The organism is Celeribacter sp., from assembly GCF_048261515.1.
Lineage (GTDB): Bacteria > Pseudomonadota > Alphaproteobacteria > Rhodobacterales > Rhodobacteraceae > Celeribacter.
In genome coordinates this window covers 346,757-358,934 of sequence record NZ_JBLXFZ010000001.1, presented here as the reverse complement: position 1 = coordinate 358,934, position 12,178 = coordinate 346,757, and the positions used below count along the sequence as shown (strand labels likewise).

At 57.0% G+C, this 12,178-nt stretch carries 11 protein-coding genes; 6 read left to right on the top strand and 5 right to left on the bottom strand.

Annotated features, from left to right (window positions below; translation table 11 throughout):
• Positions 1-104: 104 nt before the first annotated feature.
• The gene (locus ACN0SC_RS01760; RefSeq protein ID WP_417247946.1) at positions 105-749 is read right to left on the bottom strand and encodes a TetR/AcrR family transcriptional regulator; all 645 of its coding nucleotides are present in this window, start codon (positions 747-749) and stop codon (positions 105-107) included.
• A 179-nt stretch (positions 750-928) separates the two neighbouring features.
• On the opposite strand from ACN0SC_RS01760, the gene ACN0SC_RS01755 reads away from it, so the two are divergent.
• The 4 genes from ACN0SC_RS01755 to ACN0SC_RS01740 all read left to right on the top strand — a co-directional run bounded on the left by ACN0SC_RS01755 (position 929) and on the right by ACN0SC_RS01740 (position 5,533).
• Positions 929-1,927: an HlyD family secretion protein gene (locus ACN0SC_RS01755; protein WP_417247945.1), complete on the top strand. Its 999-nt coding sequence runs from the start codon at positions 929-931 to the stop codon at positions 1,925-1,927.
• A gap of 91 nt (positions 1,928-2,018) precedes the next feature.
• Positions 2,019-3,146 carry an ABC transporter permease gene (locus ACN0SC_RS01750; RefSeq protein ID WP_417247944.1) on the top strand — a complete coding sequence of 376 codons (1,128 nt, stop codon included), beginning with the start codon at positions 2,019-2,021 and terminating at the stop codon, positions 3,144-3,146.
• On the top strand, positions 3,143-4,282 hold the full coding sequence (locus tag ACN0SC_RS01745) for an ABC transporter permease (protein WP_417247943.1): 1,140 nt from the start codon (positions 3,143-3,145) through the stop codon (positions 4,280-4,282). The genes ACN0SC_RS01750 and ACN0SC_RS01745 overlap by 4 nt, the downstream gene beginning before the upstream one ends.
• 255 nt (positions 4,283-4,537) lie before the next feature.
• On the top strand, positions 4,538-5,533 hold the full coding sequence (locus ACN0SC_RS01740; protein WP_417247942.1) for an LLM class flavin-dependent oxidoreductase: 996 nt from the start codon (positions 4,538-4,540) through the stop codon (positions 5,531-5,533).
• Positions 5,534-5,736: 203 nt separating this feature from the next.
• On the opposite strand, the gene ACN0SC_RS01735 is transcribed toward ACN0SC_RS01740, so the two are convergent.
• Together ACN0SC_RS01735 and ACN0SC_RS01730 are read right to left on the bottom strand one after the other, a co-directional pair.
• Entirely contained in the window at positions 5,737-6,147 is a 411-nt protein-coding gene (locus tag ACN0SC_RS01735) for a GFA family protein (protein WP_417247941.1), read from the bottom strand.
• 213 nt (positions 6,148-6,360) lie between these two features.
• Entirely contained in the window at positions 6,361-7,233 is an 873-nt protein-coding gene (locus ACN0SC_RS01730; protein WP_417247940.1) for a universal stress protein, read from the bottom strand.
• Positions 7,234-7,369: 136 nt separating this feature from the next.
• Between ACN0SC_RS01730 and ACN0SC_RS01725 the strand changes: the two genes are divergently transcribed.
• Entirely contained in the window at positions 7,370-7,615 is a 246-nt protein-coding gene (locus ACN0SC_RS01725; protein WP_417247939.1) for a helix-turn-helix domain-containing protein, read from the top strand.
• Positions 7,612-9,342: a cation:proton antiporter gene (locus ACN0SC_RS01720; protein ID WP_417247938.1), complete on the top strand. Its 1,731-nt coding sequence runs from the start codon at positions 7,612-7,614 to the stop codon at positions 9,340-9,342. Before ACN0SC_RS01725 ends, ACN0SC_RS01720 begins: the two co-directional genes overlap by 4 nt.
• Before the next feature lie 434 nt (positions 9,343-9,776).
• On the opposite strand, the gene ACN0SC_RS01715 is transcribed toward ACN0SC_RS01720, so the two are convergent.
• On the bottom strand, positions 9,777-11,321 hold the full coding sequence (locus ACN0SC_RS01715; RefSeq protein ID WP_417247937.1) for a DEAD/DEAH box helicase: 1,545 nt from the start codon (positions 11,319-11,321) through the stop codon (positions 9,777-9,779).
• A gap of 361 nt (positions 11,322-11,682) precedes the next feature.
• Positions 11,683-12,144: a hypothetical protein gene (locus ACN0SC_RS01710; RefSeq protein WP_417247936.1), complete on the bottom strand. Its 462-nt coding sequence runs from the start codon at positions 12,142-12,144 to the stop codon at positions 11,683-11,685.
• Between the last annotated feature and the right edge of the window lie 34 nt (positions 12,145-12,178).

The window sequence follows — 12,178 nt, the reverse complement described above, 5'->3', positions numbered from 1 at the left end:
TTCGAACATTCGCGCACCGACACACGCTATTTTGACGGCGCTCTCCGACCTTCAAGAGTAGGGAGGCCTGCGGGCGTCGAGACGGACGCGATACCATTTAGAATTTATGGCCGTATCGCTCTCATGGCGAAGTGTGCGCATTTGTCGGCCCAAGCGCATATGTCGGAAGCCGTTCCATCATAGCTGCGATCAAGCACAGCTTCCCTTTGCGCGCCGTTAATCATGCTCCGTAGCAGCCTGGCCGTTTCGTGAAGATCAACGTCTTCCGCGTACGAGCCCTCAGAGAGAATCTCGACAAAACGACGGTCAAACGCCTCGGCGACTGTTTTGATTGACGATAGATAGTTGTCGCGAAACTCGGGGAATTGAGACTGTTCTGTGAACACGGCCCGTGTTTTCAAGACACCCTCATTGCCGAGGACCAGTTGGCTATAAGCGCGTGACAGTGCCAAGACAGCGCCTTCAACTGTAGTCTCGTTTGAAGGCATGTCGAGATGCGCGATACCTGTCTTGATGGCGTCATCTGCAACCAAGCGAAACAGGGCAGCCTTGTTTGACACAGTCTTATAGATCGTTCTCGTCGACATGCCTGCTTTGCGGGCGACGGCTTCGATGCTGGTTCCTGCGTATCCTTCTTTGAGAAAGACTTCGGCTGCGGCCTCGATCAGGAGCGAGCGGGTTTCCTGCTCTGTGCGTAACGAGGGGCGGCCGCGCGGTCGTTTTGCTTTGGTCGTTTCCTGTTTTGTCATCGCCGCACCTCTTGTGGATTATGAAAACGGAAATTTTCATAAATGTAGGGGGGAGCGCAATGCCTATTCCAAACAGGTATCACGAAGTCTTGAATGACTGATTTCATTATTGACATAGTATCGGAAATGAATTTAGAAAAGCAATCTTTTCCAAATTAAAATGACGTCAAGGATACCCGATGAAACTGAATAAAACCGTTGCGGCCTCTGTGGTCGCCGTTGCCGCGGTGGCAGGTTATCTGGTTTGGACGCTGAGCCAGCCCGCGACCTACCTTGTGCAAGGCGAAGTAGAAGCAACGCGCATTGACTTGTCGGCGATGATTTCGGCGCGCGTTTCTGAAGCGCCTGTTGATGTCGGAGATCGTGTGGCCGCTGGCGATGTCGTTGTGCGGTTGGAAAGCGATATTCTGGATGCCCAACTTGCCGCGGCACAGGCCGCGCTGGAAGTTGCGAAGGCCAACCGCGATCTCACCTATTCCACGCGCCCTGAAACGATTGCCGCTGCCGAGGCACAGTTGGAGTCGGCACGTTCAAGCGTAGAATTGGCGCAAAGCAATTTCGACCGTATCACCCAACTGCGAGACGAATCTGTGGTGTCGCAGGCTTCGCTTGATCAGGCCGCCAATAACTTGACTGCGGCAACCCAAGCACAAGCTGCCGCGCAGGCCAGTCTTGATCAGGCGCGTAATGGCGCAAGCCCTGAGCAAAAGGCCGTTGCCGATGCACAGGTGAAGCAGGCCGAAGCCTCTGTCTTGCAGACCAAGGCAAGTGTAGAGGAAATGATTGTGACCTCGCCCATCGACGGGGAGGTGACGGCACGAACCGCAGAATTGGGCAAGTTGTTTAGCGCGGGTGCGCCGCTGATTTCCATCGTGGATGTTGATCACGCCTGGTTTACGTTCAACCTGCGCGAAGATCTGTTGGAGGGGTTGGAAGTTGGCCAGCCTTTGAAGGTGCAAATTCCTGCTCTGGGTGATGGTTCCGATATGATTGATGCCGTGATTGCGTCAATTAACGTGCAAGGAAGCTACGCCAACTGGCGCGCGACCAAGGCGACGGGTGACTTTGATCTGCGAACTTTTTCGGTCCGTGCGAACCCTGTTGAGACGGTCCCTGGGTTGCGCCCCGGAATGAGCGTTTTGGCCGATTGGCCCACCTCAACGCGAAGCGGACAGTGATCCAGTGACTTCCTCGCATCTTCCCCCGGGATTTCGTCGGATCTGGCGTCGTGAGTTGCGCCAGATTGCGACGCGACCAGCCCTTGCTTTCATGCTGGTGCCGCTCCCGCTGATCCTGTTTCTGATGCTGGCCGTGATCTTTGCGCCAGGTTTGCCGCGTGATCTGCCCGTGGCCGTTGTTGATCTTGATGGATCAACGATGTCACGCCAGATCGTGCGCATGGCCGATGCAGCCGCTGATGTTGAGGTTGTCGAGCAGCTTGCATCTCTCAGGGAGGCGCGGCAGGCATTGGTGGCACAGCGCGCCTATGCGGTTCTTTTGATCCCCGCAGGCCTTGAGCACGATATCCTTCTGGGGCAGCGGCCAGAGGTTGTGATTTTCTCCAACAGCCAGTTCTTGACGGCGGGCGGCATTGTCGGGCGTAGCCTGAGCACAACAGTTTCGACGTTTTCGGCAGGCGTTTCGTTGCGCCTGCTTGAGGCTCAGGGAGTAGGGTCTGATCGCGCGCTGGATTTGATTACGCCAATCCCCGTCCAGCAAAGCCCACTGTTCAACCCTTCACTCGACTACATCCAGTTCCTGCTTTCAACGATCATGCCAACTGTCTTGCAGATTTTCATCTGTGCTACGGCAGTGCTGTCGTTCTCGCGCGAACACCATTCCCCGAATGGAATGCCACGCTTACAGCGCATTGCAGGGTCGCCAACCCGTGCAATCTTGGGAAAACTCTTGCCCTACACCTTTGTGGGCACGTTTGTTTTGCTGCTTGGGGATCTGTTGTTGTTCAACGTCTTTGATGCCAGTTTTCGCGGCAATGTCTTTGTATTCTTCCTCAATGGGCTCGTGTTTATCCTGACGTGTCAGGCCATGGGGGCGTTGATAGCGCTGCTTGCCAAGGACACGACGGGGGCTCTTGGGATGATGGGCTTGGTCGTGGCGCCGTCTTTCGGTTTTGCGGGGGTCAGCTTTCCCCGTTTCGGCATGACGCTCTTTTCTCAGATCTGGGGCGCGATCATACCGTTGACGCCTTACCTGCAATTGCGAACCGACCAGACCCTGCGCGGCGCACCCTTTGAGTATTCCTTGCCGACAATGGGATGGCTGCTTGCCCAGCTCGTGGTCTTCTCAACCCTGTTGTGGCTCATGACACGTAAGACAATGGCGCAAATCCCCGTTTCTGAGAATGCTGACGCAGACGCGCAAGAGAGTACGTCATGAAAAAGCTGAGCCATTTCTTTGCAGAGGTGTTCGCGGTCATAGGCAGGCTCTTTGCCGACGACAGTGCGAAATCCACGATGATCGTCGGCATTTTGATCTATAGCGTTCTGTATCCACAGCCCTACGTCGGCGAGGTGTTGCGCGATGTTCCTGTGGTTGTGATTGATCAGGACAACTCGACCGCGAGCCGGGCATTGGTGCGAGAAATCGACGTGACAGATTTGGTTGATGTGACCATGTCCGCGCCAGATATGGAAACCGCAAGGGATGCCTTTTTCCGACGCGATGTTTACGGGATATTCGTAATCCCAGCGGGCTTTGAAGCGGACATCCTTGCCAGCCGTCCCGCGCCCTTGGCCGCCTACAGTGATGGCAGCTATCTATTGATCTACTCCAATGTGATGCGGGCCGTCAGCACGGTTGCGGGAACAATGGGCGCACAGGTCAATTATGCGCGCCTTACCGCAATGGGTGTCGATGATGGCGTGGCGCGCACGATGCTCTCGCCAGTGTCTGTTACCAATGTGTCCGTTTTCAATCCGCAAGGCGGCTATGCCAGTTACGTGATCCCTGCGGCGTTTGTCTTGATCTTGCAGCAGACGCTATTGATGGGGATCGGGTTGCTACATGCAGGGCGCAGGCCTCCAACGGGCGCGCGTATGTTGGCCACGATTGCGGCCTACTTCGCCTTGTATATGGTTTGGGTTGCATTCACGCAGATGGCGATCCCCTATTTCTACAGTATTCCACGCACAGGCGACTTTGCGACGCTGCTGTTGGTCTCTGTGCCCTTTATCCTAGCCTGTATCGCTATGGGATTTGCTATCGCGATGGCCATTCCTTGGCGCGAAGGAGTTGTGTTCTTTCTCGTGGTGATCGGGATGCCGCTGTTCTTTTTGTCAGGCATTTCGTGGCCTGTAGAAATGATACCGGACCACCTGCGCACCCTGTCGATGCTTGTGCCATCATCAACGGCTATATCCGCCTTTGTTGCGGTGGATCAGATGGGCGCTTCGGCGCGGGATGTAGCTGGGGCGATCCAAACACAGATCGTTCTCGTGGTTGTCTACTCGACGTTGGCGTTCGCCCTTTCGCGACTGACTCGCAATAGAGCTGATGGCAGGGTGACGGAATGAGCGACCAGATCAATCAGGCCGCGCGAATCTTCGGAATTGCGTGGCCTTGGAGGGCGCTTGGGGCTGCGACAGCTTGAGTTCTCATGTGTCTGCCGCAGCGCTCGCTGATCTGTCGCGTTCGCCTTGATGAAGCTCGAGCAGAACGCTCGCCGTGAGCGCCAGCTTCTCGTCCTCTAAGTCGAAGACTTCCAAAGATTATTATGAACCTTGGATTATTGCGCTCTGGTGCTTAACTCCTTGCAAACGGAGGCTCCCATGAAACACTTCTCACTCCTCGATCTATCACCTGTTCCAGAAGGCGAGACCACCGCGGAGGCTTTGGCCAATACGGTTTCCTTGGCACAGGTCGCCGAGCAGGCGGGGTATCATCGCTATTGGTTGGCCGAGCATCACAACATGCCCGGTATTGCCAGTGCCGCAACGGCGGTTGTGATCGGTCACGTGGCCGCCGCGACCAAGACCATGCGGATTGGCGCGGGCGGCATCATGTTGCCCAACCACGCGCCATTGGTCGTCGCGGAGCAATTCGGTACGCTGGCTACACTATACGGTGACCGCATTGATCTGGGGCTTGGCCGCGCACCTGGCACTGACATGGGAACCGCCCGTGCGCTGCGCCGCCATATGGCGCCCGAAGACAGCTTTCCGCAAGATGTTCAGGAGCTGATCGGCTATCTTGGTGATATGCCCGACAATGCGGCCGTCCGCGCTATTCCAGGTGTCGGCACACACGTCCCTGTCTGGATCTTGGGGTCGAGCCTCTATGGTGCCCAACTCGCAGCGCATCTGGGTTTACCCTATGCCTTCGCCTCGCATTTTGCTCCGGCCATGCTCGACGAGGCGTTGGCGGTCTATAGGTCCACCTTCAGGCCATCTGAGACCTTGTCCGAACCCTATGCCATGGTTGCTGCGGGTGTATGGGCCGCCGAAACGGACGCGGAAGCTCACTTCCTGCGCACGTCGCAGGAGCTTGCCTTTGCGCGTCTGATCTCTGGCAAGCCTGGAAAGCTGCCGCGACCTATCGAAGACATCGAGGCGCAAGTGCCGTCGCAAGTTCTCGCGCGTGTCAGACAGTCTTTGTCCTGCTCTGCAACTGGGTCGCCTGATACGGTTCGGGCGCAATTGAGCGCTATCATCGACAAGAATCAGCCAGACGAGATGATTGTGACCAGCATGGTCCACGATCATACGGCGCGGATTCGTTCGTTTGAAATTGCCGCCGACATTCTGACCCAACTACGTGCCCGCTAAATGGTGGTTTGATCCTGCAATGTGGCGCCCGATCGGTCGGCTCATTGAAAGGTTTGGCTTTTGGATCAGGCGTCGCATAGTCGAAATGGGCGTTGATAGCCTGCGCAGAATGTCGGTTGATGGAAAAAGCGGAGTGCCGACGAGGCCGATGGTCGCGTCCTTGTTGGCTGGCTGCTTGCAGAGATGTCCAGCGGCTCGACGTTTTAGCCAGGAAGCCCGTCGATCTTTTCAATGGAGGCCAAGTCGTTGTCCCAGTTCGCGCGACTGGAACAGCAGATATGCGCGTTGGGTCGAATGTCGATCGGACTATCAAGCGATCCTGCAGGCACCACAAGCAGACTGATCTCTGGCTGGAAAATTGGCAGTGCGGACCCGCAGGTGGCGCAAAAGCTCTTCATGTGGCGTGAGTCAGGGAGCTTGTACGTCTTAACGTTTTCCTTGCCTGACACCCACGTGATTTTGGCAGAAGACGAAAACAGGTTTGCCGAATGGGCGGAACCGCTATCCTTTCGGCAGCGGGAACAGTGGCACAGGAAGAAGCTCTCGAACTTTCCTGATATGCGAAATTTCACAGTGCCACAAAGGCACTGTCCCGTGGTTGGATTTTCGTCCATTCACACTCCTCTCGACAAGCATACCCTGCGGCCAGTCGAACCCATTGTCATCGTTCTCTTTTACGTGCCCTTTGGAGCTGGGTCAAAAAGGAGCTTTAGGCCGACTTCGGATGCGAGGCAGTATTTTGTTGCATTGGGTTGCCAACATCCGGCTGATTTTTTTGAAGAGGGATGGGGTGGATCTGAAGGTTCGCCTCGCCACTACACTCCCAATTACGAAGCGCGCGATGCGGATGCTGGCGGGACGGCAAGAACGTCGCAGTCGGCTTTTCGCAAAACGGCCTCTGCGACGCTTCCCAGAACAAACTTTGCAACGCCTTCCCGACCCTCTGTGCCCAAAACGACAAGCCCGACCGAATGCTCCTGCGTGGCTTTCAAGATCTCATCCGCTGGCGCGTGATCCCAGAAGCGCACCAATTGACGCGACGACCGCAGGTTGGTTTGCCGCACGAATTGTGCAAGATCCTTTGCCGCGTCGCTGCGCAATTCCTCAAGGTAGGCGTCTTTTCCCTCTGGGCCGATTGTATGGCTCATGGTCAGGCGCACCGCAGGCGCGTCGTAGACATGGAGAAACGAAACATCGACACCGTCTGTCAGGCCCAAGTCAAAACAGGTATCTACCGCTCTCTTGGACCCCGACGAGAGGTCCGTCGCCAGCATGACATGGCGGTAGGGACCGACGGGCGGTGCATTGACCATGAGAACGGGACAGGCAACCGAACGGATGGTTCTTTCTGCCGTGGTGCCGACGAACACATCGCGCAAGGCTTGGCGCCGATGCGGGCCGATCACAAGCAAGTCTGGCGCTTCTTCATCGACCGCCTGAGCAATACCAACAAAGGCGTCAGCCAGCACGACACGGCTCTCACATGGGATTCCGTCGACAGTTTGCACGGTGTCTTGCAACTGCCGCAATAGAGTAGAGGCCTCTACGCTTTCGGATTCAACGATGCGGCTTGGCTGATCATCGTCGACGGCGTGAATAATCGACAGGGAAGCACCGAACTTCTTCGCGAGCAATGTGGCACGCCTAAGCGCGCGGTCGGACCGCTCGGAAAAGTCCGTGGCCAGCATAATTTTTTTCATATCGCTCTCCTGATCGCAGCACCGTCCTAGTGTATTCCATCTAACAACTTCGTAAGTGATTTGCGTTGACCTAGATCAATCCAAATACACTGAACCGCGCTATACTGCGCCGTATTGCATAACATAGGTGATTGCGATGACCCGTGAGCAGTATCAAACAGTGAAAGAGGTCGCTGACCTCCTGAAGGTGAGCGAAGCCTCGGTGAGAGGCTGGATCAAAGACGGCCAATTGCGTGCCATCGAAGTTGGTAAAGGATGGCGGATCGCGGATAGCGACTTGGATGCGTTTCTTTGCAGTCATTCCACACGCGCCAAAGACGTCTCGGGGACGGATGGCGAGGCCAGCCAAGGTGACAAATCGGAACACGAAGGAAAACCATGATCGACGCCCTGTACCACACGCCCTTCGCCGAAATTGCGGCTCTTCTGGTCTTGGCGGCGATGGTCGGTCTTGTTGGACTGCTGCTGCGCCAACCCCTGATCGTCAGCTTCATCGCCGTCGGTCTGATCGCTGGGCCGTCGGCACTAAATATCGTCCATTCTGATGCGCAAATTGACTTGCTGTCCGAGCTAGGGATCGCAGTGCTGCTGTTTCTCGTCGGTATCAAACTTGACGTGAAGCTGATCCGATCGTTGGGGGCCGTGTCATTGCTTACAGGGCTAGGTCAGGTCGCGTTCACTTCGATCTTTGGCTACCTGATCGGGCTTGCACTTGGATTGGGGCACGTCACCAGTCTGTATGTCGCTGTGGCGCTGACCTTTTCTTCGACCATCATTATCGTCAAGCTGCTGTCGGACAAGCGCGAAATCGACAGCCTGCATGGTCAGATCGCCCTAGGTTTCTTGATCGTACAGGATCTCGTCGTTGTTCTTGCGATGATTGTTTTGTCCGCCATCGGGATCGGCACCGCAGGCGAGGGTGGTGGGCACGGCGGTGGGTCGGTGCCAATGGTTTTGGCATCTGGCGTAGCCATGGTGGCTGTTGTTATCCTGTTCGTGCGTTTTGTCGCCAATCCGCTGACAGAACGGCTAGCGCGTGCGCCAGAACTGTTGGTGATCTTTGCCATCGCCATGGCGGCAATGTTCGCGGCGGCAGGTGATTTTGTCGGCCTCGGCAAGGAAGTTGGTGGCTTGCTGGCTGGTGTCGCACTTGCTTCGACTCCCTATCGTGAGACGATTGCGGCGCGGCTGGCTCCTTTGCGGGATTTCCTGCTGCTATTCTTTTTCATCGCGCTTGGTTCGGCGTTGGATCTATCGCTTCTGGGGGCGCATGTCACAGGGGCGATTGTGTTTTCGCTCTTCGTCCTCATTGGAAATCCGTTGATCGTGCTCGTGATCATGGGGTCGATGGGCTACCGCAAGCGCACGGGCTACCTTGCGGGCCTTACAGTGGCGCAGATCAGCGAGTTTTCCCTGATCTTCGTGGCTATGGGTGTCTCTCTTGGCCATGTTCAGGACGATGCGCTCGGCCTCGTTACAATGGTTGGATTGGTGACGATTGCAGCTTCGACTTACATGATCACGTATTCGCATCAACTCTATACGCTGTTCGAGCCGCTACTTGGCATCTTTGAGCGCAAGGGCACTCCGCGTGAGCCAAATGAATGCAGAGCGCACAGCAACGATAGCTACACTGTGATCATTTTCGGATTAGGGCGCTTTGGCACGGCCATTGGGATGCGGCTGAAAAAGCGCGGCATTCGGGTGCTAGGCGTTGACTTCAATCCGATGGCAGTGCGGCGTTGGCGTGATCTCGGGCTCGAGACAGAATTTGGTGATGCCACTGACCCGGAGTTTGTCGCCGAACTACCGCTAGAACGCGCCGATTGGGTTATCTCGACCGTGCCGATACATCCCACGGGCCTTAGCCATGAGGACACGCGCACAACCCTGATCCAGTTGGTTCGGATGACAGGATTTTCCGGTCGAGTGGCCGTAGCCTCTCATCACCCCAAAGACACCGAGGATTTGTTTGCTTCTGGTGCGGACATGGTGCTGGAGCCGTTTCAGGACGCCGCCGACCGTGCCGTGGACCTACTGTGCGGCGCGCCCGAGCAAGAACGAACTGAAATACCACTCATCGAGACGGAGCAAAAACAGGCCCCCTGAGGTGCCTTTGCTCGACAGGTTGGGGGCGCCTGTTGCGGCAACAGAGGCCAACATACGCCTGCGCTACTTGGCGAGTTCTGCGTACGACGGCTTGTGGGCTCTTGCGTCACAGAGCACGAGGAACCGCCTGAAGGCACGTTACGGTTCGAATGTGAGCCTCAACGGTCAAAGGGTGTTCTCGTGTTTGCCGGCACAAGATGCGTTAAGGTTTATCTGATTAAGGTTAACGCAAAGGGGGGAAGGTTGTGGGGCGCGCGATTGAGGACGGTCGCTATTGTCACTCAGTGCGGGGAAGGGGCTCGAACATTGCGGAAGGCGACTAGGGTGAGGGAGGACGCCTGAGGGGTGTGAGCCATGACCATCCGTACAAAACGAAAAACCCGCGCTTTGGGGCGCGGGTTTTGCTTTGAGATTTCGGTCGAGTGAGTCTTTGCTCACTCCTGTGCGAAGCGTTCGTCGAAGCTCAAAGCTATGAACGTTGGCAGGTGGTCTCCGAGGCCGATTGCATCATTGCCGTTTTCGCGTCCACGTGAGCGTCCGCGTCCACCGCGCGAGCGTCCAGATCCGCGACGGTCTCCGTTGCGATCGTCTTGACCACGCGCCTCGTCTTGCCGCTCGGGCGCGGCATCCTGCTTGGGTGCCTCGGCTTCGGCCTCTTGTACTGGAGCGAGATCTGCTTCGACGGGGGCGTCGGCCTTGACCTCAGTTGCCGCCTCAGTTGCCGCTGGTGTGTCGTCCGATTTACGGCGACGGGAACGGCTGCGTTTGGGCTTGTCGGCGGGTTTGTCCTGTGCATCGTCGGATGCGGGTGCCGCCTCGGGCGCACCACCGCCAAGAGGGTTGTCGAGGCGCGGGATCGGTTTTTGGATCAGGCGTTCGACATCCTCGAAATTCTTCTCGTCACGCGGTTCGCACAGCATGATCGCCTTGCCATCGCGTCCCGCTCGGCCCGTGCGGCCAATGCGGTGAACATAGTCCTCGGCATGGCTCGGCACATCGTAGTTGAACACGTGGGTCACGGACGGAACGTCAAGACCGCGCGCAGCCACATCGGAGGCGACGAGCACCTTCAGACGTCCTTCACGGAAGTCCTCAAGCGTCTTGTTGCGCTGCGACTGGTCGAGGTCGCCGTGAATCGGGGCGGCGTCCATGCCGTATTTCTTGAGCGATTTCGATACAATATCCACATCCGTCTTGCGGTTGCAGAAGATGATCGCGTTGTCGAGTTTCTCGCCTTCCGCGTCGATCAGTGCGCGTAGGAGCTTGCGTTTCTCCGACGCTGCGCGGTCGCGGCGCGAGGCTTTGAACATGACGACATGTTGTTCGATGTTCTCACCCGAAGTTGCCTGACGCGCCACTTCAACGCGGGCAGGGGCGGAGAGGAAGGTGTTGGTGATCCGCTCGATCTCGGGCGCCATGGTGGCGGAGAAGAACAGTGTCTGACGCGTGAACGGCGTGAGGGAGAAGATGCGTTCGATATCGGGGATGAACCCCATGTCGAGCATCCTGTCGGCCTCGTCGACCACCATGATCTGCACACCCGTCAGCAACAGCTTGCCGCGCTCGAAATGGTCGAGCAAGCGACCAGGAGTGGCAATAAGCACATCGACGCCACGGTCGATCAGCGCGTCCTGTTCTTTGAACGAGACACCACCGATCAGAAGTGCCTTCGTCAGCTTGACGTGCTTGGCGTAGGCGTCGAAGTTCTCGGCGACCTGCGCGGCCAATTCCCGTGTCGGGCACAGCACCAGAGAACGCGGCATCCGCGCACGAGCGCGGCCACGTTTGAGGAGCGTGATCATCGGGAGGGTAAAGGAGGCGGTTTTGCCTGTCCCCGTCTGGGCGATGCCTAGTACGTCCCTGCCTTCGAGCGCGGGCGGAATGGCGCCTTCCTGAATGGGAGTAGGGGATTCGTATCCGGCTTCTTCAACAGCGCGGAGAACTTTGGGATCGAGATTTAGGTCGGAAAATTTGGTCAAGTGATGCCTTTCGGGGTCATGCGGCGTGATTAAAAGGCCGCTGATGTCCCGTGCGGCCCACCTCTGGCCGGATTGCCGAAGGTGTCTTGGTGCCCGCGTGATACGCGGCAATTGTGAAAAGGTCAAGGAATGCCGCGTATTCTGCGCGTCATAGAGAATGCCCCGAGGTCAAGCTGCAACGCTCCAAGATGGAGTTCGCGGCGCATGTCTTCGGTGGCGGCATGTTCGAGAAACGAGGGCAAAGAATTCGAGGTGTTCGTCTGTCCAACGAGCTGAAATCGGGCAAAATGTTCGATATGTGAAAGAAAAAGGGCGGCCACCTTGCGGTTTGGCCACCCTTTTCGTTCGATTTTGTCAGGTCTTAGGCGCCTGCGGTGATCGCGGCGTTGTTCATTTTGACGGCTTGCCATGTCTCGGGGTCGTTGACCCGATCCATGATGCCCCGAACAGTGATGCGCGCACCTTCGTCGATGGTGGTGATTGGTTCGGCCAAGGTGATCTGCAAGGATGCGCCGTGGTCAGCCGATCCGCAGAACGGGCAAAGGCCCATGTCCGAGACCATCAGAAGCTCGGTGATCTTCTCGCCAGGATACATCGGCACGACATAGCCAGTGAGTTCCATTTCCACACCTTCGGCGGGCAGGGCCTTCGGATAGGACTTGCGCACTTCGTAGGTTTGCTCGGTTACAATTTCGTCGATTGTGATCTGTTGGATCACTTCCCAACCCGAGGTGTCTCCGAAGGCGGCGGTGCCGAACGTGAAAGTGGCGGTCGCGCCAGCGGAAAGGCCAGCGGTCAAGGCAAGGCGGCTGATAGACGGCATGGTTGGCTCCATTTTATCTTGCGTCGCGCGCACT